The sequence below is a fragment of the Leucobacter sp. 1207-22 genome (assembly GCF_052850455.1).
Window position 1 is genome coordinate 468,645 of record NZ_VXCR01000003.1, and the last position, 21,692, is coordinate 490,336.

Genomic DNA, 21,692 nt, shown 5'->3' on the forward strand with positions numbered 1-21,692 from the left:
CCGCCCCGGCTTCACGCGCAGGCCGGACTCTGTAGCGCCGTGCTGAGCGAATAGTTGAGGAAGTAGCGGAAACCAATGCGTACATCGATTCAACCGTTGAGGTATGACAATGAATAACGCGCTCAAAGTGTATGTACGCGATCTGCGACGGTTTGCCCGCGTGCCTCAGGCGATCGTGATCTTGGTCGGCATCATCATCATTCCCTCGCTCTATGCATGGCTCAACATCGTCGCATTTTGGAACCCCTATGGTGACACCAAAGCTGTCAACGTTGCAGTTGTGAACTTAGACGCTGGCGACTCTTCCGCACTCACGGGCGACCTGAACGTCGGCGACCAAGTCGTCGCCCAGCTGAAAGCGAATGACCAGCTGGGGTGGCAGTTCATGGAAAAAGAAGCTGCAATGCACGCTGTGAAATCGGGAGATTCGTACGCAGCAATCGTCATACCCAAGCATTTCACGAGTGACCTGCTCAGTATGACAACGGGTGATTTCACCCGTCCCGAACTCGAGTACTACGTAAACGAGAAGGCAAACGCAATCGCACCGAAAATTACCGAGGTGGGTGCGACTACCGTCCAAACTCAAATCAACTCGACTTTTGTGTCGACGGTTTCTGAAACGCTGATCACGGCGCTTGAGAAAGCGGGTGTGGAAATCGATGGTCACATCGCGACTGCGCAAGACAAATCCTTGAATGGGCTTGGCAAGGTAATGACACAGATTGCGGCGGCGAAGAAAACTATTTCCGATATCGGTGTGACGCTTTCTGCTGGAGAATCTGCGCTCGACGATGTTCGGTCTTCACTGCAGGAAGCTCAAAACGCAATCGACAGCACACAGTCAGTTATCGGCGAGGTGGAAGCCTTAGTCACTGACGTGCAAACGGGGCTTGTCTCGTTTACCGGGTCGATGACAAGTGCCGCGACCACTGGGTCGGCACAGCTGGCACAGATCTCAACAAAATTGAATCAGCGAGTGGCAGCCGCGACCGCTGGCATGGAGCAAGCGGGGGCTGTCATCTCAACTGCGGTCGGGGACGCCGCTGCTGTTGTAGATGCCAACGGGCGTGTACTGGCGGAGCTCCAAGACGTGCTTGCTACGCTTTCGCCCGGTGACCCTCAGTTCCAAGAGATCACGGACGCTATCGCTGAACTCCAAGCTCGGAATGCTGAGGACCAGCAGTTGCTCAGCAATCTTGAGACCATTAACGCTGACGTAGCGAATACGAACTCAGCGATGCGGGCATCGGCGCAGGCGATGAACGCCGCACTGGACAATACGGTCCAGACAGCTGGGGCGGTTGGCTCGGCCGTTCAAGAATCGATTCCACAGCTCAATCAAGCGTTGAGCACACTGTCTGCGGCTACGAGCGGAGTTTCGGCCTCCCTTGGGAGCCAGAAAGCGTTGCTGTCGGAAGCTGATCGGCTCGTCGATAATCTTGCAGAGACCTTCAAACAGGCTGGCACATCAATAACAGCGCTGGGAAAGAACCTTGACGGTTTCCAGCAACAGATCGTCGCACTCAGGGCCGATGTTGGCGCACTGCAATCAGCGGAGCTTTGGAAGCAAGCAGAAGCACTCAGCAATCTCGATCCGAAAAAGATCGCGGACTTCATGACCTCGCCCGTGACAGTCAAAGAGAAGATTGTGTTCCCAGTCGCAACCTACGGCTCGGCCATGGCTCCTTTGTTCACAAACCTCTCGCTCTGGATTGCTGCCTTCGTATTGGTTGTCTTGCTCAAGCTTGAAGTCGATACCGAAGGAGTCGAAGGACTCACCGTTCGACAGGCGTATCTCGGGCGCTGGATGCTTATCGCTACGATCAACTTCTTCCAGGCGTTGCTTGTGAGCGTTGGAAACGTCGTTATCGGGGTGCAGATGGCAAGTGCCATTGCATACGTGTGCACGAGCATCTTTGTTGGGTTTGTCTACACCGCAATTATCTACGCCTTGGCCGTATCCTTCGGCTATGTCGGTAAGGGCATAGCGGTGCTGCTCGTCATTATGCAGATTCCAGGTGCATCGGGTATCTACCCCATTCAAATGATGCCGAGTTTCTTCCAAGCGTTGTATCCATTCTTCCCATTCACATACGGGATTGACGCAATGCGAGAAACCATCGGTGGTTTCTATCATGGCGACTATTGGCGCTCGTTTACGGTCCTAGTGTTCTTCGCAATTCTCGCTTTCGCTTTTGGGCTCTTCTTCAGACAGCGACTCGGCAACTTCGCGCGACTCTTCAATAGCAAGCTGACGATGACGGGGCTGTTCCCGAGCGAGAATGTTCAGGTGCTTGGGTCGCATCGCCGCGTCACCCAGCTCGTTCAAGCGCTCACCAACCGGGAAAAGTTCCGTGAACGGACCGTGAAAAAAGCACAATGGTTTGAGGAACGCCACTTGACGTTGCTCAGAGTCTTGGTTCTGATCTGGACCGGAATGACGGTTGTATTGGTTATCGCCGCCTGGATGCTTCCGGAAGCCAGAGCGACCATTCTTGGGTTGTGGGGTCTGGTCTGTCTCGCCGCAATAGGTCTTGTCGTCGTGCTCGAGTACCTGAAACAGAACGTCAGTTTTGCGAAGAAGGTGGGGGATCTCTCCACCCCAGAGCTCAAGAAGAAACTCGCATTTGAAGAAGACGCGACACACTCCGATGCGACGCTTGACGAGCTCAGAGAGCGAGTGTGATTTCGCATGAAGAACATCGTTTCGATCTTTCTCACGGATCTACGTAAGGTCACGCATAACGCCATTGCTATTGTCGTGCTGTTCGGAGTCGTCGTTATCCCATCCTTCTTTGGCTGGTTTAACGTGCTCTCCAGTTGGAATCCATTTGGGAACGTCAAGAATTTGAAAGTTGCAGTCGCGAATACCGACACAGGGTTCGTGAGTGAGCTTTTCCCGATGCCTCTGAACGTCGGCGATCAAGTGCTCTCCAACTTGCGAGGGAACTCAGACCTTGACTGGGTATTCACGTCAAAAGAACAAGCTATCGAGGGCACCAAGTCTGGTGAGTATTACGCAGCCTTGGTGCTCCCAGAAACTTTCAGTCGTGACATGATGACCTTTTTAAGTCCAGGGGCCGAGGCTGCGCATATCGAGTATTACTCGAATGAGAAAACGAATGCGCTCTCACCAAAGATTACGGACGAGGCAGCGACTGAGGTTTCCACAACGATCAACGACACGTTCACTAAGTCGCTCAACGAAGTAGGACTGAGCACCATTTCTGCACTCGCACAGAAGCTTGATTCTCCGGAAGCTCAATCAGCGATCGGTAGGCTCGGCGGTGCAGCGGAGTCTGTCGCGAGCAATCTGAGATCTACCGCAAACACCCTCGACCTGTTCAGCGCACTGTTAGCTTCGAGCCGGAGCCTTGTTGAGAGCGCTGACTCACTCACGAAGACCGCGAGCGGCGTTGTCAATGACAGCGCTGGCGCCATTGGTGAAGGGGTCAGTGCGGCTCACTCCTTGCGGGAGGTGTTGAACGCTTCGACAGGGTCAATCTCATCGGCGCTTTCTGGGACGTCAGCCAGCTATCAAACACTCATCGATCGTGTGGGTCAGCTTGAGAATGCTGTGGGTCAAGAACCCGCTGCTATCTCAGCACTTCTCACCTCATTGTCCGACGACGTTGGTGTTCAGATTACTCAGTATGAGGCGTTCCGTGATGAGCTGCAGAACCAATCAGCGAACGCCACGGATATAGCGCTGAAGCAGGCCCTCGAACGCTCGGTAAGTGAACTGAACGAAGCTATCGAGCGTCAAACACGACTCCAAGAGCGTATTGCCCGCGGCCAGAGCGCCCTTGCGAACGGCGACGCAGAGATTGGCGCGGTTGTCGGGGAGATCCGCAGCGCAGCGAACGAGGCAAAAGACACGCTCGAGCGTGCGCGTTCTTCGTTTGAAGAGGATCTGCGACCGAAACTCGAGCAGCTTGCGAGTACTCTCGACTCGGTGACCGGCTATGTGGATTCGATTGCCGGTCACCTTGCCAATGCGACCCTGACGCTTGAGAACGGATCTGGCACATTGGCCGAGGCACTGACCGAGGCCGAAGCGACGACGACCGCAATCGCAAAAGATATGCGGATCGGGGCGGACCAGAGTTCCGCTCTTGCGGGTGCGTTGGGCAAGGCCGCAGCGACCGGGGACTTCACCGAGGTGAAGGAACTCATTGGTCCGAATTCGGCAGTGCTCGCTGGTGAACTTACGAATCCAGTTGGCTTGAAAGAAATCGCGGTTTTCAAGGTTGATTCTTTTGGCGCTCAGATGGCGCCGTTCTATACCGTTCTTGGACTGTGGGTCGGTGCGCTATTGCTCGCAGTCCTGATCCGCACAGACGTTGATCACGACAGGATCCCAAACGGTGAGCACCCGACAAAAACGCAAGAGTACCTTGGCCGCTTTGGCATTTATGCGGTGTTGTGCCTCGCGCAGAGCTCTCTTGCGTATCTGGGGCTGATGGGTTTTGTCGGCGTAAGACCAGCGCATCCAATGCTCTTGTTGCTCGCTGGGTGGGTGATGTCGCTGGTATTTGCCCTGATTACGTACACGCTTGTGTTGTCGTTTGGTGAGGCGGGTAAAGCAGGAGCGGTGTTCCTGCTCGTCGTGCAAATCTCTGCCGGTGGTGGGGCGTATCCGCTCTCAGTGCTGCCTGAATGGTTCCAGAACATCAGCCCCTGGTTGCCGGTGACGCACGCAACAAATGCAGTTCGATCTGCGATAGCTGGGGTGTATGACGGGGACTATTGGATTTCGCTTGGCCTCCTTGCGCTGTTCATTCTGCCTGCGCTCTTGATTGGGCTCGTGCTTCGACTTCCCGTCCTCAAGATGAACAACAGCTTGGCTCAAGCCCTTGAATCAACGAAACTCATGTGAAAGGAATGCCCGTGCGAGCACTTGTGACGAGTTCGAGAAATACGTTTGCCCTGGACATCATTCGAAAGCTTGGAAGTAGTGGCCACTACGTTGTTGCTGCAGATACCTACCATGGTGCCATAGGTAGCCATTCGAAATACCTGGCGGATCATGTACTGACGGCTTCGCCGCGGTTCGATACTGACAGGTTTATTGAAGACGTGTGTGCGGTCGTACGCGCTCACAATCTTGACATCATCATTCCGACATTTGAGGAAGCTTTTTACCTCGCAGCTCGTCGGGCTGATCTGCCGGCAGGGGTGAGGCTTTTTACCGGGAGCTTTGACAAGCTTGCTCGACTGCATGACAAAGGCAGCTTCCAACGCTTGGCTGAGCAGGCAAGTGTGCCGATCCCAGAGACTGTTCTCGTGGCGAGTGAGGAAGAGCTCCATCGGGCGATTGCACGCTTTCCCAGATTTTTCGCGCGTGCTGTGTTCTCTCGCGGGGGTGTCGGACTTTTAACAAACACCGGTCCGCTTGCGGGGAAAATGAGTGTCGAAGACTGTCATCCGACTATAGATCAACCCTGGATCGTGCAACCTTTTGTTGATGGTCCGATGTTGTGCACCTACAGCATTGTTGTTGACGGTAAGGTCACCGCGCACTGCACCTATAGTGCTCCTGAGCAGTGGGCTCACAGCACGGGCATCGCTTTCCTTGCGGAGGACAGTACGCTGACGCTCGAATATACCGAGAGACTTGTCGGTTGCCTTGACCCCACCTACACCGGACAACTTTCCTTTGATTTCGTCAAACGTGACGGCGGTCTTGACGCAATTGAGTGCAACCCCAGACCGACCAATGGGGTGATCTTGCTCGATACAGACCAGTTTGTGCAAGCCCTGCTTGGGGAGACGGCAGAGCCGATCGTTGTGAAACCCGGGGTAGAGCGCGAGATCAAACTGGCGGTGTTTGCTGATGCATTTGCCGAGCCAGCTCAACATGTAAAAACATCACTGCACGACTTGATTCGGGTGCGTGATGTAGATCAGGGCTGGCATGACTCATTCGCGATGATGTGGGGGCCGGCTGCGTTGATCCATGGAGTTACGATGGCGAAGGGAAAACGCGAAGCGCTGCTGAAAGCGATGGGTGAAGACATCGTGTGGAACGGCGAGGCAATCCAGGGCCAGTCGTCGGAGGACGCGGCAGCGCTCAGACTTGTGCATGAGCAACGCATCTGAGTCACCCGGGTAGGAGCAGGTGATGCTTTCTGCCACGTCGGTAAACGCGCACCTCTAGTCCGTGGACTGGGGGTGCGCGTCATTACCCGTTGGTATCGCGTCATCTGGTGCGTCTGTCACCGTTTCTGCTTGCGCAAGACGAATAACTCCAAATATTGCAATGCCACCTGCGACTGCCATGACCAACAAAGACCACAGAGATGCGCCACTCGCCTCGTGTAGAACCGTGATACCGAGCACGACGGCAATTGCTGGGTCGATGACGGTTAACCCGGCAATCACCACATCAGAGGGGTTGCAGGTGTAAGCGGTCTGTGTGAAGTAGATCGAGAGTGCCGAAGCGATCCCGAGACCAATCAGACAAAAGAGCGTGAGCAGACCGTTCTTATCCACTGAGAAATGGTGATCGTTCAGGAGTGCTTCAACGCGCAGAAGGACAGTTTTGCCAAGTGTTGCCACGAAGGCCGAGAACATTCCGCCAAGGATCACATATAGAAATGGGACACGCTGAGAACCCCACTTGCGTGTGAGGCGGATCGCGCCAGCGATGAGCAAGGCAACACCGAGAGCAACGAGTACTGCAATGAGTTGTGCGTCAGTGATCTTGCTTTGTGAAGTGATCAATGAGGCGATTGTGACGTATGAAGCAACACCGAGCAAAGCGATGAGTACGGCTCGGACGATTGAGACGCTTGGCCGCTTGCCGGAAATTTTCGCATTGATGAAGATTGAGAAGACGAGGGCAAGTACGCCAATCGGCTGTACGAGCATCAGTGGCGCGAAGGCGAGACTTCCCATCTGCAGCACGATTGCTAGGCCGAACATGAGCGTGCCGAGTAGCCACACTCGGGTGCGAATCAGTGACATCGCCATGGACCGGCTGCCTCGGGTCGCAGAAGCCATCTCAACACCTTGGGACTGCCAAATGTTTCCAGCGGAAAGTGACAACGCGGAGACGACTGCAAGTGAGATACCGGCGATCGTGGATTCAACGGACAAGATGCAACCTCTCAAGCAATTTGGTAGAAGAGATGCTTCACCTGATCATATATTGTGATTTTCCAATGATCTATGTTTCCTGCAGCATTCCTCGATGCTGGTGATTGGGCAAAGTGGGGCGGACGGCTGGCTCACCATGCTGAGGTCGAGTGTTGCTTGGTGCGTCGAGTGTAGCCACTTGTCGGCTCGCAGCGAGGAGGAACGGGCCATTTGAGCGAATGTCGATGCGGGCTCGGAACTTCAGTCGTCGTGCTGAAGTGCCAGGTGAATGATCGGATAAGGCCGACCGTCGCCATCGAGCTCGCTGCGACCTACCTGCACGAAACCCTTGCTGAGATAGAACCCGTGAGCGCCAGGGTTCTGCTCATTGACGTCTACCTTGGTGACTGCCTGCTTGGCGAGGACTTCTGCGAGGAGGGCGGATCCGATGCCCTGCCCACGAACAGAATCTGAAACGAAGAGCATCTCCAGGCCATCCTCGTGCACTCCAGCGAACCCGACGGGTCGTCCGTTCAGCTCAGCAACGGTGAGCGTCACGACCGGGAAGTAGTCGGAAGCGAGGTGTGACTCGATCCGCGCGAAATCTGCCTCGTCGAGAAAATCGTGAGTTGCGCGCACCGCACTGCGCCAGATTTCTACGAGTCGCGGGTACTCATCTGAACCGGTAGAGGGGCGAAGCTTTAGGTGTGGTTGACGCACCATGATGACATCGAGGTCTTTCTCACTCTCCGCGACAAAACCGTGCCGTTCGTACAGGCTGCCAGCGCTGCTTCCACGCAGCATGTGGAGGCGGATCGGTGTTGTCCCTGACTCCTCGAGTATGCGTTGGAGGACTTGCGTACCAAGGCCGCGCCCCTGCAGATCTGGGTTGAGATAGAAATTCTCGAGCCATCGGCCCTCAGGCTCGTGGCGCACGGTCACGCACCCGGCAACTTGGTCACCGAGCAAAATGACGCGAGTGTTGGTCTTGTTGAAGGCATTGCGCAAACGCTCGGCAACACGCACAGGATCGAAGCGTCCCAAGCGCTCAAAGTCTGCTCTGAGGACACGAACTCTGAGATCGACGATCCAGTCGAGATCTTCATCGGTGCTCTGACGGAACGAGAATGTCATGACGCAATCGTAATGAGTGATCGGGTCTGCGCGCCATCGATGAATTGCGGGTGTTGCGCGGGGTGCGGAAAGGCTATTCTGACACAGGTGCTCACTACTTAAAATGTGAGCGAATGTGAGCGAATGTGGCTATGCGCTTGGCGCCGAGAGGGAGCCCGGATGTACGTGTCAGAGTCGGCCGATAGTTCTCAACGGGCCGTGCGCGTGCGCGAAGCATTGAGTCTCGCGTTGATGTGCGTCCCGTTGGTCGCAGTGCTTTCGTTCCTTGTCATGAATCCTGGTGCTTTGACAACTGACTTTGCGGTGTTTTTCTCGCAAGACCGTACGCCGCTGCGAAGCGATTCTGGTTGGCTTCTTTCGGGAATTGCGTTGCTCGCAGCAACGCTCTGCGCGGTTGTCGGAGTTGTCGGAACTCAGCAGAAGTGGCAGTACAACAGGCGGTGGCAGCGAGGGATCCTTGGCTCTCTTGCTGCCACCACCGTCAGTGTTTTGCTCAACGCTTGGTCGATGACTCAGGAGATCGAGCTTGGAGCAACACCCAGCGTGGGACTCGCGATGTTTCTCACGATGTGTGCCATGTTGTATGGCGTCCTCTGTGCTGCGATCTCACCCAGCGACCTGATTGACACTTGGTACCCGGATCAGGACGCGCACGAAGAAAGCGAGACGTTGTAACCGTAGCCGCTTTGATGACCCGCGCCTGCGACTAACCTTCCCAGTTCGGCTTCCACCCAAGCGCGGGCGCAACGTGCTTCGCGAACGATTCGAGCACGTGCAGGTTGTACTCGGGGCCGAGCTGATTCGGGATCGTGAGCATGAGCGTATCGGCTGCCATGACTGCTTCATCGGCGAGTAGCTGCTCGATGAGCTTGTCTGGTTCGGCGGCGTACGTCTTGCCGAAGGTCGACCGGTAGCCGTCGATGATGCCGATCTGGTCGCTGCTTTCTTGGCCGCGGATCCCGAAGTACAGATTGTCCTGCTCGTTCATGATCGGGAATACGCTGCGGCTGACCGAGACGCGAGGCGTGCGAGTATGACCAGCCTCCTTGTAGGCGGCGCGGAACAGTTCGATCTGCTCACGCTGTAGCACGTCGAATGATTGACCGGTTGCTTCGGTAAGCAGCGTAGAGCTCATGAGGTTGAGGCCCATGCGCCCAACGTCCTCGGCAGATGCGCGCGAGCCCGCTCCCCACCAGATGCGGTCACGTAGACCGGGGGACTGGGGCTCGATGGCAAGGTAGCCAGGAGGCGCCATACGAGTGTCAGCCTCTACGAGACCTTCGCCGTCGATGGCGCGCAAGAACTCGTCGAACTTCGCACGGGCGAGATCCGCACCACGGGGATCTTCCGCACCCGTGTATCCGAACGTCTCGTACCCGCGAACAGCGGTCTCGGGTGATCCCCGGCTGATGCCGATGGCGATCCGCTGATCCGCGATCAAATCGAGTGCAGCAAGCTCTTCTGCAAGGTACAGCGGGTTCTCGTACCGCATGTCGATGACGCCGGTGCCGACCTCGATGTGCTTGGTGCGCGCTGCCATTGCTGTGAGCAACGGTACGGGCGAGGCGGCCTGCTTTGCGAAGTGGTGCACGCGAACGTACGCACCATTCACGCCGATCTCGTCAGCGCCCTCTGCAAGTTCGATGGTCTGCTTGAGCATGTCTCCGGCCGTGCGCACGCGTGAGCCCTGCACGTTGCCGTAATGCCCGAATGACAGGAAGCCAAATTTCTCCATGCTCAGTGCAACGCCGGTCAACGAGTTATATTCCCGCGCATATGAATATTTGGTTCTCTCTGCCACGCCAAGAATCTCAGGAGTAGGCTTAGGAGTATGAGTGTTGTGATTGATCCCGCTTTCAACCCTGCTCCATCCCTCGAACGCATGACCGGTGTGAGCGTCTCGTCGACGCCAGCCGAAGGTGCTGAAGCTCGCGCGCTGTTCGTGGCTTCTGAGGGCGAGCTTCCCACTGACATTGCTGAGATCGGTCGCGAAGCGCTCGCCGCAGCTGGCTTTACCGGTGCAGCGAACCAGACCATGCTGCTTCCTGGTGCACCCCTGACCGTTCTCGTTGGCACCGGTGCCACCCCGATCGAGAACCCCGCGCAACTGCGTGACGCCGTCGCAGCGTTTGCGCGCGGTGCACGTGAGGCAGGCCGCATCGCTGTTGACCTCACCGGCGTGCTCGCAGAGCGTGACTGGGACGCAGACGTAGCCGTGCAGGCAGCAATCGAGGGCGCGATCCTCGCTCGCTACCGTTTCGATGCGCTGAAGTCCGACGCGAAGACGGTTGTGCTTGATGAGCTCATGATTCAGCTCCTCGAGGAAGATCTTGAGGACGCAGAGTACGGCGTCGAGCGCGGTCTGATCCTCGCCCGCACCGCTGAGCTGGCTCGCGATCTTGGCAACACCCCTCCCCGTCACCTGAGCGCAGAGAAGTTCGGTGAGCTTGTTGCTGCGATCGGCCCTGAGTTTGGCCTTGACGTTGACGTCTACGACCGTGAGCAGATCATGGAGATGGGCCTCGGCGGCCTCCTCGGTGTGAACGCTGGCTCGGTTGAAGAGCCTCGCATGATCAAGCTCAGCTACCGTCCCGCTGATCCCGAGGGTCACCTCGCGCTCATCGGTAAGGGCATCATGTACGACTCGGGCGGAATCAGCCTGAAGCCTTCGAACGCGATGCACGCTGCAATGAAGTTCGACATGATGGGCGCTGGCGCCGTATTCGCGTCGATGACCGCGCTTGCAGACCTCGGCGTCGAAAGTGCTGTTACCGGTTGGCTGATGTGCACCGACAACATGCCGAGTGGCAGCGCGACGAAGCTCGGCGACGTGCTCACGATCCGCGGCGGCAAGACCGTTGAGGTGAAGAACACCGATGCTGAGGGTCGCCTCGTGCTCGCGGACGGCATTGTGCTCGCAACTGAGGACGTAACCGTGAACGAGCGTCGCCCAGACGCAATCGTTGACATTGCGACGCTGACCGGCGCAGCGATGGGTGCCCTCGGTCTTCGCACCGCTGCCATGCTCGCGAACGATGACATTATCGCTGAGCAGCTTGAGGCTGCTGCAGAGTCGACCGATGAGAACATCTGGCGTCTGCCGCTCGACCGTCGCTACCGTGATCAGCTCAAGTCAAACGTCGCTGACATTTCAAACATGGGCGGATCCTACGGCGGCGCGATCCTCGCAGGCCTCTTCCTCGACGACTTCGTTGATGGCACCCCGTGGGGCCACCTCGACATCGCAGGCACGATGCAGTCTGAATCGGATGATCTGTGGCGCTCGGTCGGTTCGACCGGTTTCGGTGCGCGTCTGCTCGCCGAGTTTGCGGAGAACTTCGTTGCTCCCGCAGAAGCAGCACAGGAAGACGCTGAGTAACTAACGATGGGTGAGATGATGCGCGACGAAGCTGTTCTTGACCGAGATGTGTTCATCTCGAACTTTGCGGATTTCGTTGCCGCATCGCCCACCTCCTATCACGCGGCCGCTGCCGCAGCCGAGGTACTGACCCGCGCCGGATTCGTCGAACTCGACGAGGCCCAGGCGTGGGAGTCAGCCTCCGCTGTGCCAGCGGCCTTCGTGCGTCGCGACGGCGCGATCATCGCATGGCGTGCTGGTGCGGAAGTATCGGCGACGAGCCCAGTGCGCGTGCTTGGTGCCCACACCGATTCACCTGGTTTCGTACTGAAGCCTCAGCCAGACTTCACCGCTCACGGCTGGGCGCAGCTCGGCGTCGAGGTGTACGGCGGCCCGCTCATCAACTCCTGGCTCGACCGCGACCTTGGCGTTGCAGGCCGTGTGGTGACCCGTTCGGGCGAAGAAAAGCTCGTGTGCACCGGTGCCGTGGCGCGGATCCCACAGCTCGCCATCCACCTCGATCGTGAGGCGAACAGCGGTCTCAACCTCGACCGTCAGCGCAATACACAACCGATCATCGGGATTGCGGGAGCCGATGTCTCGCTCAGCGAACTCCTCGCGCATGAGGGAATTACCGCCGATGACATTGCTGGCTTCGACCTGCGTCTCTTCGATACGCAGCGTCCTGAGCGGATCGGTGCGCGCCGAGAATTCTTCGCTTCGCCCCGTCTCGACAACCTCAGCTCGACCTACGCCGGACTCGCGGCGTTGATTGTTGCAGAGCCTGCTGAGGACAGCATTTCGATGCTTGCAGCGTTTGATCATGAAGAGCTCGGCTCTGAAACGCGCTCTGGCGCGAGCGGACCGTTCCTCGTCGACGTGCTCGATCGTCTGTGGGCTGGTCTCGGTGCTGGCGTAGAAGAGCGGGCACGTGCACTCGCAAACTCGTGGTGCCTCTCGGCAGATGCCGGCCACTCGGTGCACCCGAACTACGGTGAGAAGCACGACCCGAACGTTCGCCCACTTGCCGGTCGCGGCCCAATGCTGAAGATCAACGCGAACCAGCGTTACGCATCTGACGCGCACGGTGGCGCACTCTGGCGGTCACTCTGCGCAGCGGCGGGAGTACCAACGCAGGACTTCGTTTCGAACAATACGGTGCCGTGCGGGTCAACCATTGGCCCACTCACGGCCACCCGAATCGGTATGCGAACCGTCGATGTTGGGGTTCCGCTCTTGTCGATGCATTCGGCTCGTGAACTCGCTCATGTCGACGACTTGCACGGGCTCGCGCTCGTCAGCGCAGAATTTTTCGCGTAAGAACGCCTCCCGAGCAGGGAAGAGATTGACTAGGATCAAGCTATGAGTGAGATGCAGAATCGGGCAGAGAACCAGGTACTTGCCCTGTCAACCGACCGGTTGCAGCCGCGCATCCAGCGCATCGGCTCGCAGGACATCGAGATTACGTTCCTCGGTCCCAACACGAACGGTCAACCTACCTGGATCATGTGGAACGCGAACGAGCCACATCTCATCGGCATGCTCATGCAAGGCAAGATGGGCTACCACTTTGAGCAGCGAACGAGTGTCGGCGTGGATCGCTTCGAGAACATGTCACTGAACCGCGTACAGCGCGTGCTCGGCGGCTAATCTCGCGCATGTGTTTCACCCGATGTGTTGCTAACACACCGTCTGATCTGCCGTTTTAGTTCGATTTGCGAGATATTGCTCGTTCCTCGTAAGCTATTACACGGCAGCCAGCGAGCATGAAGCCAGCGGGTGAAAGCCTCGGCCCCATCGTCTAGCGGCCTAGGACTCCGCCCTTTCACGGCGGCAACACGGGTTCGAATCCCGTTGGGGTCACTGGATTGCCAACACAACTTAATACATATGGCCCTGTAGCGCAGTTGGTTAGCGCGCCGCCCTGTCACGGCGGAGGTCGCGGGTTCAAGTCCCGTCAGGGTCGCCAAGGTGAAATGCCCTTCTCGTAAGAAGGGTTTCTTCATCTCAGGCGATCGCCATAACAGTGATTGTCTGGCTCTGTAGCTCAGTTGGTAGAGCGCACGACTGAAAATCGTGAGGTCACGGGATCGACGCCCGTCGGAGCCACGAAGGAGATTACACCTTCATCGAACCCCCGCGTAGCTTCTACATCGCGGGGGTTCATTTTTTTATTCTCTCGGGCCACAAGCCATTCTGCGCACACATGCACCACTTTGCGCTGTATGTCGCTCATGACCCACCTTGGGTAGCCTCTGCACGCGTATTTTTACGGTGTGAAAGTATCTGAACCAAGTTCTTGGGCAGCCATGTGGCGCCTGACTGTGCTCACGCTCGGTATCGTGCTTGGGGGCGCTGTTGCCCCCGCTGCATATGCCGAAGCGAACCCCGTTGATGTGGAATTTACTGTTGACGCGCCAGCACACACCACGCAGGTGTGGATCGATGCCGAAGGCATCAGCGCAACCGAAATTACGGGAACCCTCGCCCAGGGAAGCGGATCTCCGCAGCCTATTGAGTGGAACACCACCGTCGGCGGTCCCGGAGCTCGCAGCGTCGCTGCGCCCGGAAAACTCACACTTTCCTTCGCTGCATCTGCTGATGCGATCTCCCGCAAGCCAATTGTCGCGGTGACGTTTGCCGATGATGCTGGTGCAGTACTTGACGCATCGCGCCTTGACCTGTTCACAGAGACCGATGGCAATGCCGCTGCGGGTGCCAGCGACGGGTCGAGCAACGCAAACGGCGGCGCCGGCGCGAACGGCAACAGCGCAAGCAGCGGCGCTGAGGGCTCGGCGAATACCAAGGGATATCAGGGGAACGGTTTGGTGCGTACCGGCGATACAGGGTATGGCCTGTTCTGGGGTATCGGTGCGCTGCTGCTGGTCACCGGTGGCACGTTCGTTGCCGTTCGTAGCTCACAACTGAAGCGACGTTCGACACTGCACATTGAGGAGCCGGGCGCATGACCGCGAAGCACACTGTCGGCCGCGTTGTCGCGGCGACCGCCGCAATCGCCCTCGTCGGCGGGCTTGCGACTGCGGTTGCAACCCCGGCGCTCGCAATGCCAGCAGACCTGCGAGAGGTCGCGGCTGGAAAAGATATTTTCACCCCGGTGTCTGATCGCCTTCCCGCGGTTGAGAGTGCGCTTGAGTGGGGATCACCCCTCGCAGCCGACCCCGGCGCGCGGGTGTCCCTGCCCGGTCTGAGTTCGGGAAACACCGGAGCGCTCGTCCGCATCTCGCTCGCGGCGAGCACAGATCCGCGCACGATTTACACGGGAACGACGGACCATCCCGTTGCCGTGCTCACGGCGCCAGCCGGGCAGGCAGTCTCGATGACCACGCTGCTGCGAGTGACTGACGGCACTGCGCCGCTCTGGAGTTCAGCGAAAACTGATGTCAGGGTCGAGGTGATCGCTGGGCTCGACGGCAGTGCACCGCGGATCGGCGAAGACGGCACGCTCCTTGAAGCAGGCACTCCTGGCTCAACCATCACGCTTGATGAGCCAGTCACATTTGCTGACAGCGGTTCGGGGCTTGGCGGATCCGCTATCACGCCCTCGACGCCAATGGACATTGGCATTACGGGAGTCGGAGGCATTCCGACGACTGACGTACGCGCAGCATACGCAGCGGTCACCGTCGACCTCACACAGGCCGCGGATCTGACGATCGATGGGGCTGCGCTGCATCTCCCGGCTGGTGTGACCTCGTTCACGACTTTGGTCACGCCGAACGAGCAGGGACTCATCAGCGCAGCGATCGACGGTGGCAGCGCAAGCATGCATATCGACGTCCTGGGTTGGATGCCGAACGCAGACGAGTTCCACTCGACGGTGAACGTCACGGGTGGGTTCGATGTCGCAAGCGACCGAGACGTCGAGTTCGCGACGCCGGTTGGCCGCAGGCCAGCGACGGTGCCCATTACTGACGTGAGCGAGGGTGGTTATGTGCTCATGCTCGCCCAGACCGGAACGAGCACGCAGAACGGGTTCTTGGACTTCGGTGCTGCGCCAGATGGGCGCGCGACTGGCGCTGTCGTAGATGCCCAAGCAGGAGCAATTCCGCAGTTGCTGCTCGCCTCGGCTGCAGACATTGAGCAGGTGCACCTGAGCCGAGGTACCTCGGTAGCTGGTTTGCATTTGATCGGTGAGTTCTTGGGCGAGCCGGCGAAGTCTGCCGACGTTGACTCACAGGTGAAGATTGACTCGGTGAAGTCGGGTGCTGCTATCGATCTGAATGAGCAGGGCTTCTTTGAACTTGGCGGATCGCTGACGCTCGGTGAACAGCGCATCGACCACGTCGAGGTTGCGATCGCTGCACTCGATGCACCAGGGTTCAATCCTGCTGATTATCCAGACGAGATTGGCACCGATGGGTACTTGGGCAACGCCGATGTGTTCGTCAATGACGACGGTCAGCTGCGCTTCAGTACCGAGGTGGGCGCCCCGGTAGATGGTTCATACCGCTACACGGTGACGATGGTGGATCGTGCAGGAGAACGCGCGAGTACGAGCATCGAGGTGCAGGTCACCGCTGTTGCGGAAGACGCCGAAACCGTGAATCCCAACGCAGTCGTCGTGAATGGTACCGGCGGTACTGCGATGGGCGCGACTGACGATGGGCGAGTGGTGAGTTTCACTGAGCTCCCCGAGGATCTCACGCTCGACAGCGTCATTGTCTCTGGTGTTGCTGCAGGTTTCGCAGATGGCTTCATCGGTCGGGTCGAGAGCATCACGCGTCAGAACGACCTGTGGCTCGTTCGCACGAGTGAAGGTGCGCTGGGCGACATCGTGCTGAACTCCGCGATTGATGAGGTACTTGAGTTCAACGCTGACACCGTCGAGCAGGACCCCGAATCACTCGCACCAGTTGCGGGTGAAGCTGGTGAAGATCCGCTCGAAGTAACGATCACCGACCCAGAAACGGGCGAGACGCTCACTCGCGATGACGTGACCTACGAAAACCAGCGAGTGGGAACCGGCGAGATCATCACCGGTGAAGACGCGGTGTTTGCGCACGAGAAGAATTCGAGTGGCGTATTCGCTGAGAATGACAACTCTGTTGCAGGATCATGGGACAAAGAGGCAGCGCTCGAGGTGAACCCCGTGTTCTACCTGATGGTGGGCGACGGCGAAGGCAAGAGCAACGTGATCGTGCGAACGATGACGAATGCGAGCGAAGATCAGACGCAGAACATTCTGTCGCGCATCGTTGATCACCCGGTGGACGGCCTGTTCGAGGCCATGATCCGCGCGAATGTGAAGACCAAAGCCAACGTACATATTGCGCTCGATGTGGCACTGAAGAAGAAGCTGAAGTTCATCCCAGCCGGGGTGAAAGTCAACGAATTCACCGTGCGTGCCGATGTCGTTGCAGGCGTTGGTGTTGAGGTTGCAGCGAACGGAAGCGCAGAACGCAAGGTCACACTCGCAGAGCCGCTGAAGCGAACCGAGACCGGGTCGTTCACGGTCTACTTGGGGCCAATCCCGATTGTCGTGAAGAACTACGTCACGCTGACCATTGACGCTGAAGCGAAGATTCAAGCGAACGTGCACGTGCGAGATCTGCGTTACGACCGCACGATCTCTCAGGGATTCACCTATACCTCAGACAAGGGGTTGAGTGTGCTGTCTGGCGAGGGACGATCACAGTTCACCTCGCCAAAGGTGACAGCGTTGAATGGCAAGATCGCGCCGGAGCTATCTGGCGAGCTTGCCGTGGGGCCAACGGTGAAGACCGAGACCCTGCTGTACGGTGTTGCTGGCCCGCAGCTGCTGGTGAAGCCGCGTGCGAATGTTTCTGGCGTGCTGACCGACACGGTCACCCCGCCGAATACGCATAACCTTGCGTTGAACGTGCGCGCCTGGGCGTCAGTTGAAGCAAAGTTCTCGGGCAAGCTGCGGATCCATAAGTGGGACATCGTCAACATTGATGCAGCTTCACCGAAGAAGGAATGGGAGATCTGGCGGCACACCTGGTTCTGGACGGTTCGCGGCTCAGCGCAGCCACCTGCAGCTCAGAACCTTGGTGAAGGTTCGGGCGCAAGCCAGGGCGAAGATGCGAGCGGCGAAAGCGACGTTCAAGACCGCCAGGGAGATGCTCCAGACAACTCAGACGAAAACGAGGAGGCCAACCCCGAGGCGTCGTAAATAGCAGGGGAGGGCATGGCACGCAGCATGCTGTAATGCCCTCCCACCACACATATAGATAAAAAGTTTCTCGAAATGTCGAGTTACACCACACCTGTGCCATATTTTTAATGCATGGGAATGAGTTCTGCCGCGAGCCTTGAAGGGCTGCCAGATCGGTCAATCACCGACTACGGTGACAGTGACCTTCGCCGCACGGGCGTTCGGAGCGCGAGCGGCGAACTCGGCATGCAAGCGCGTGTGACCGCGTTTGGTGCGCACATGGTGATTGAAGCGTGGGGAACTGGCGGGGAGATCGAACGTCGCGCGCTGCGACCCGGACTCCCAACGATCGACATCATCTTCGTGCAAGAGGGATCATTCGAATACCTGCACGGCACCTCGTGGTTGAGCTCAGCAGGTCCGCTCATGATTGCGCCAAGCGGGCTGCCGCATCGTGTGCGATTCATTGGCGCGTGGCGATTCATTGTCGTCCGAATCCCACGCGAGGCGCTGCTGCCGTATGTGCCAATGCTCGCGGACCAGGTGATGATCTTCGCTGACCTCACTGTCTCGGAGCGCTCGATGCAGGCCTTCCTTGAACAGGCCGTTGCTGGGAAAGAGCTTGCGTCTGAAGACGAGAGCCGCACCGTTGACCGGCTGGTGCTCGACATGGCAGGCACGCTCATCCGAGGTCGTCAGAGTGGCCCGCAGCAGACAGGCACACCCAACGCAGTATTGCGGGAGCGCGCACTCAAAGACATTGCGGATCACCGCGCAGACACCGGGCTGACACCGCAGAACGTTGCCGAACATGTCGGTGTATCGCTTCGTCGGTTGCAGGCACTGTTTGCTGAGGCGAATAGTTCTGTTGCTGGTGAGATCCGCCGAGAACGCGGCCGGGTGGCCCGCTCGATGCTGCAAGATGCGAGATTTGATGATCTCGACGTTGCTCAGGTCGCGGATCAGGCTGGGTTCGGTTCTACCGCGAGCATGCGTCGTGCCCTCGGAGACTTGTACGGCCTTGGTCCGAAAGAGTTGCGTACCAGGCGATAGCCCAGCCGATCTAGGTTTGTGAATTCAGAACGCGCGTAAAGGGTGCAGTTCGCGCAGACTTCATGACCAACTCATGGAGAAGTCACATTTTGTCGCGCACACTTGTGGAATAGACCATCGTCGAGACGGTCTGGTCGAATCTTCAAGTGTTCACGTCAAGGAGTCAGCCTCATGCGAATCAGACTTGTGAGCGTGCTCGCAGCAGCCGCGGTCAGCACACTGGTACTTGGCGCCTGCTCCTCAACGCCAGAGGGATCAGAGAGTAAAGACCAGAGCGAGCAATTTGCCTCGTTTTACTCCCAGACGGTCAACTGGGGCCAGTGCGACGACCGGTTTGATCTGAGCGAAGACACTGCTGAACGATTGAGCGTGCTCAAAGCGCCAATTGAATCGTTTGAATGCGCAATGATCCAAGCCCCAATTGACTGGAACGATGCAGAAAACACCAAGACGATTGATCTCGCGGTCGTGCATGTGCCAGCAACGGGGAATGACAAGATTGGCACCCTGTTCGGCAACCCTGGCGGTCCGGGCGGAAGCGGCCTGAGCTATACGTACGGCATGGTGGCGAGTGAGGACTTCGCTCCGGTGCTTGAACGCTACGACATCATTGGGTTTGATCCGCGCGGCATCGGACGGAGTACTCCGGTCGAGTGCGAAGAACAGTCGAACGTGCGCGAAATTCAACTTGCGTTGTGTGCCGCCGAGCAGCCCCTCGCCCACTCAATGGGGACCTCGCAGGTCGCGCGCGACATGGATCTCATGCGCGCGCTGCAGGGCGAAGAGAAACTTGACTATCTCGGGTACTCGTACGGCACGATTCTTGGAGCAACGTATTCGACGCTGTTCCCTGAGCGCGTGGGACGCATGGTGCTCGATAGTGCTCCCGACGAGACGTGGGCGGCGCCAACCGGCAATTACACGCAGACCCTGTCGATGCTCGCTGAGGTGACATCGATGCTCGAGCGGTGCCAGACAGAGTACGCCGTCACTTCGTGCCCGATCACGACCGAAGACGAGCTCGCGGCAAAGGTCGAAGCTCTCAACGAACACCCGTTGCTCACGACGGACGGAAATGAGATCTCAGGAAACACGTTGTACGCGTATCTGCAAGCTGGGCTGTACGGCCTTGACGTGCAGCGTCCGATCGTGCTTGAGACGATGGGCGGCGCATTGGCAGGTGACCAGGCGAGTATTGATGCCATCGGTGAGGCACTCGCAGGCGGTGGCGCAAGCGTGAGCTTTGCGGGTCAGATCGTGAGTTGCCACTCGCTGCCGCAGGACCCCGACATTCTCGGTCTGCTCGAGACCATGGAAGAACGCGGAGTGCCGAAGCTGCTCGGCGGACCTGAGCTTCCCGAAGAACTCGTCGCAGAATTTGCAGACATCTCGTGCGGAGCCCTTCCAGAAGCAAGCGACGATCTCGAAGCGTTTACCGCACCGCGCGATACCACGATGCTGATGATCGGTATCACCGGAGATCACGCGACACCCTATGAAAACGGGCGTGCGCTGGCGGAGCAAATGGGCAATACGAGGTTTGTCACGCTCGAAGGCCACGGTCACGGCGCGAGCTTCACTCAGCGTTCGAAGTGCGTCGATGACGTTGTCACATCGTTCTTGATCGAGGGTGATCTGCCGAAGGACGGGCTCGTCTGCGAGGTCGATTAACGGCGAGGTCTCTGCGCTCACTCCTGACCCGCACCGCTCACATTCACGCGCCCTGCCACATCGCTCTCCACGCTTCTCGCTGCCATCATGCAGCGTATTCCCCGATCAGTTGACCTATCATTGGGAAACTTATTGGCGAAAGTTTGGAGCAGAATGCACGATCGGCAGGACCGGCAAGAGCGAACCGTAGGCGAGGACAAGCCATTCGTATTTGAGCCTGAACCGGTGCCGAGACTGGATGCTGAACCCGAGCCGCTGACCGGCCCACTGAAGTGGTACAGGATCTTCGGAATCTCAATCGCGATCTTGCTCTTCGTCTCGGCTGTTGTCGCGATACCGCTCGCGCTGCACTTTGCGAACAAGACTGAATACCAGACCGACCTCGATAGCCTCGAGAAGGTCCGTACTTCGATCGCAACAAACGAGGCGACTCGAGATGCTGCGACTGCACTGTTGGGCCTTTCACACCAGGAAGCCGAAAAAATCGCGGCTGACCTGAAAGCTTGGGGATCCGCCAGCACGACTGCGCTCGGGAAAGAAGAAGCGAAGTCGCTCGCAGCCGCAGGGCAAGAGTTGCAAGAGGGCTTGAGCAAGATCAAGCCAGCTAGCGACGGTGCTGGGCTTGCCGCCGGGCTGAAATCGCACTTGGCAGAAGTGCAGGCTGACGCTGGGGCTGGCGCAGACGCAGAAACCGACGCAGGCGCAGACGCCGAACTGCCCGCGAGCGTCATTGATTGGTCAGCGGATCAGGCAGCCAGCGTGCTCGGCGCACTCCCTGTTGACGGTGTTGAACGAGAATTCAGCGAGAAGTACAGTAAGGCGAAGCTCGAAGAACTTCGCACGGTACTTGAAGAAGCCAAGACTGCTGAAGCGGCATCGACGGAAGCACGAGTCGATGCGGTTGACGAAGTTCGCGCCCTGTCGAAAGTGGTACAGGCCTCACGGCCTGCGCTTGTCGCCGCTGCGGAGTCACTACCAGGCAAAGTCGCGGGCCTCAAATCTGCCTATAGCAAGGGCGACAGTAAGCCCGTCGACCAAGCGGCCCGGGCAGCGGCAGAGCTTGCCGGGAAACCAGATGCTACTGCTGCAGAGCTTCACGCGGCACTCGCACAGTACTTCGCTGCGGTGAACGCCCTTTCAGCAGAGCATCAGAAGGCCGCGGGGTAATCTCACGAGGAACTGGCGCTGCATGGCGACAGTTCATTGGAGGTGAGAATTGGGAGTTCAGCAAGGATTTTCAAGTATTCGGCGTGGCGA

15 protein-coding genes and 3 tRNA genes are annotated in these 21,692 nt (G+C 58.2%); 15 read left to right on the plus strand and 3 right to left on the minus strand.

Going from position 1 to position 21,692, the window contains the following annotated elements:
- Positions 1-103: 103 nt before the first annotated feature.
- Genes FW756_RS07875 through FW756_RS07885 form a run of 3 tightly spaced genes read left to right on the plus strand, consistent with a single transcriptional unit; the run spans position 104 to position 6,105 of the window.
- The gene (locus tag FW756_RS07875; protein ID WP_446429601.1) at positions 104-2,689 is read left to right on the plus strand and encodes a YhgE/Pip family protein; all 2,586 of its coding nucleotides are present in this window, start codon (positions 104-106) and stop codon (positions 2,687-2,689) included.
- A gap of 6 nt (positions 2,690-2,695) precedes the next feature.
- The gene (locus tag FW756_RS07880; protein ID WP_446429602.1) at positions 2,696-4,882 is read left to right on the plus strand and encodes a YhgE/Pip family protein; all 2,187 of its coding nucleotides are present in this window, start codon (positions 2,696-2,698) and stop codon (positions 4,880-4,882) included.
- Between the two features lie 5 nt (positions 4,883-4,887).
- A complete protein-coding gene (locus FW756_RS07885) occupies positions 4,888-6,105 on the plus strand; it encodes a carbamoyl-phosphate synthase large subunit (RefSeq protein ID WP_446429673.1) in 1,218 nt (405 codons plus the stop codon).
- A 54-nt stretch (positions 6,106-6,159) separates the two neighbouring features.
- On the opposite strand, the gene FW756_RS07890 is transcribed toward FW756_RS07885, so the two are convergent.
- Both FW756_RS07890 and FW756_RS07895 read right to left on the minus strand, forming a co-directional pair.
- Positions 6,160-7,104, minus strand: a complete 945-nt coding sequence (locus FW756_RS07890; protein WP_446429603.1) for a multidrug DMT transporter permease — start codon at positions 7,102-7,104, stop codon at positions 6,160-6,162.
- A gap of 240 nt (positions 7,105-7,344) precedes the next feature.
- On the minus strand, positions 7,345-8,217 hold the full coding sequence (locus FW756_RS07895; RefSeq protein ID WP_446429604.1) for a GNAT family N-acetyltransferase: 873 nt from the start codon (positions 8,215-8,217) through the stop codon (positions 7,345-7,347).
- A 159-nt stretch (positions 8,218-8,376) separates the two neighbouring features.
- Between FW756_RS07895 and FW756_RS07900 the strand changes: the two genes are divergently transcribed.
- Positions 8,377-8,892 (plus strand): hypothetical protein, encoded by a 516-nt coding sequence (locus FW756_RS07900; protein WP_446429605.1) that lies wholly within the window; start codon positions 8,377-8,379, stop codon positions 8,890-8,892.
- A gap of 31 nt (positions 8,893-8,923) precedes the next feature.
- Here the strand turns inward: FW756_RS07900 and FW756_RS07905 are convergent, their stop codons facing one another.
- Complete coding sequence (locus tag FW756_RS07905) at positions 8,924-9,952, minus strand: LLM class flavin-dependent oxidoreductase (RefSeq protein WP_446429674.1); 1,029 nt, start codon at positions 9,950-9,952, stop codon at positions 8,924-8,926.
- A gap of 96 nt (positions 9,953-10,048) precedes the next feature.
- Between FW756_RS07905 and FW756_RS07910 the strand changes: the two genes are divergently transcribed.
- The 11 genes from FW756_RS07910 (at position 10,049) to FW756_RS07960 (ending at position 21,602) form a co-directional block, all read left to right on the plus strand.
- On the plus strand, positions 10,049-11,596 hold the full coding sequence (locus FW756_RS07910; protein WP_446429606.1) for a leucyl aminopeptidase family protein: 1,548 nt from the start codon (positions 10,049-10,051) through the stop codon (positions 11,594-11,596).
- 15 nt (positions 11,597-11,611) lie between these two features.
- Positions 11,612-12,895, plus strand: a complete 1,284-nt coding sequence (locus FW756_RS07915; protein WP_446429675.1) for a M18 family aminopeptidase — start codon at positions 11,612-11,614, stop codon at positions 12,893-12,895.
- A 42-nt stretch (positions 12,896-12,937) separates the two neighbouring features.
- Positions 12,938-13,225, plus strand: coding sequence for a hypothetical protein (locus tag FW756_RS07920; RefSeq protein WP_188023284.1), 288 nt, complete (start codon positions 12,938-12,940; stop codon positions 13,223-13,225).
- A 140-nt stretch (positions 13,226-13,365) separates the two neighbouring features.
- Positions 13,366-13,438: transfer RNA gene (locus tag FW756_RS07925), tRNA-Glu, on the plus strand.
- A gap of 29 nt (positions 13,439-13,467) precedes the next feature.
- Positions 13,468-13,544, plus strand: a tRNA-Asp gene (locus tag FW756_RS07930).
- A 67-nt stretch (positions 13,545-13,611) separates the two neighbouring features.
- Positions 13,612-13,684: transfer RNA gene (locus tag FW756_RS07935), tRNA-Phe, on the plus strand.
- 167 nt (positions 13,685-13,851) lie between these two features.
- Positions 13,852-14,544, plus strand: a complete 693-nt coding sequence (locus tag FW756_RS07940; RefSeq protein ID WP_446429607.1) for a hypothetical protein — start codon at positions 13,852-13,854, stop codon at positions 14,542-14,544.
- Positions 14,541-17,729, plus strand: a complete 3,189-nt coding sequence (locus tag FW756_RS07945; protein ID WP_446429608.1) for a hypothetical protein — start codon at positions 14,541-14,543, stop codon at positions 17,727-17,729. The genes FW756_RS07940 and FW756_RS07945 overlap by 4 nt, the downstream gene beginning before the upstream one ends.
- A 114-nt stretch (positions 17,730-17,843) precedes the next feature.
- Positions 17,844-18,764, plus strand: a complete 921-nt coding sequence (locus FW756_RS07950; protein ID WP_446429609.1) for a helix-turn-helix domain-containing protein — start codon at positions 17,844-17,846, stop codon at positions 18,762-18,764.
- A 171-nt stretch (positions 18,765-18,935) separates the two neighbouring features.
- A complete protein-coding gene (locus FW756_RS07955; RefSeq protein WP_446429610.1) occupies positions 18,936-20,435 on the plus strand; it encodes an alpha/beta hydrolase in 1,500 nt (499 codons plus the stop codon).
- 153 nt (positions 20,436-20,588) lie between these two features.
- On the plus strand, positions 20,589-21,602 hold the full coding sequence (locus FW756_RS07960) for a hypothetical protein (protein ID WP_446429611.1): 1,014 nt from the start codon (positions 20,589-20,591) through the stop codon (positions 21,600-21,602).
- The last annotated feature ends 90 nt before the right edge of the window (positions 21,603-21,692 follow it).

Coding starts and splice junctions, on each gene's coding strand:
- FW756_RS07915 (WP_446429675.1), top strand. CDS start 11,612: ATGATGCGCGACGAAGCTGTTCTTGACCGAGATGTGTTCATCTCGAAC.
- FW756_RS07960 (WP_446429611.1), top strand. CDS start 20,589: ATGCACGATCGGCAGGACCGGCAAGAGCGAACCGTAGGCGAGGACAAG.
- FW756_RS07945 (WP_446429608.1), top strand. CDS start 14,541: ATGACCGCGAAGCACACTGTCGGCCGCGTTGTCGCGGCGACCGCCGCA.
- FW756_RS07905 (WP_446429674.1), bottom strand. CDS start 9,952: ATGGAGAAATTTGGCTTCCTGTCATTCGGGCATTACGGCAACGTGCAG.
- FW756_RS07900 (WP_446429605.1), top strand. CDS start 8,377: ATGTACGTGTCAGAGTCGGCCGATAGTTCTCAACGGGCCGTGCGCGTG.
- FW756_RS07875 (WP_446429601.1), top strand. CDS start 104: ATGACAATGAATAACGCGCTCAAAGTGTATGTACGCGATCTGCGACGG.
- FW756_RS07880 (WP_446429602.1), top strand. CDS start 2,696: ATGAAGAACATCGTTTCGATCTTTCTCACGGATCTACGTAAGGTCACG.
- FW756_RS07895 (WP_446429604.1), bottom strand. CDS start 8,217: ATGACATTCTCGTTCCGTCAGAGCACCGATGAAGATCTCGACTGGATC.
- FW756_RS07910 (WP_446429606.1), top strand. CDS start 10,049: ATGAGTGTTGTGATTGATCCCGCTTTCAACCCTGCTCCATCCCTCGAA.
- FW756_RS07955 (WP_446429610.1), top strand. CDS start 18,936: ATGCGAATCAGACTTGTGAGCGTGCTCGCAGCAGCCGCGGTCAGCACA.
- FW756_RS07950 (WP_446429609.1), top strand. CDS start 17,844: ATGGGAATGAGTTCTGCCGCGAGCCTTGAAGGGCTGCCAGATCGGTCA.
- FW756_RS07920 (WP_188023284.1), top strand. CDS start 12,938: ATGAGTGAGATGCAGAATCGGGCAGAGAACCAGGTACTTGCCCTGTCA.
- FW756_RS07885 (WP_446429673.1), top strand. CDS start 4,888: ATGCCCGTGCGAGCACTTGTGACGAGTTCGAGAAATACGTTTGCCCTG.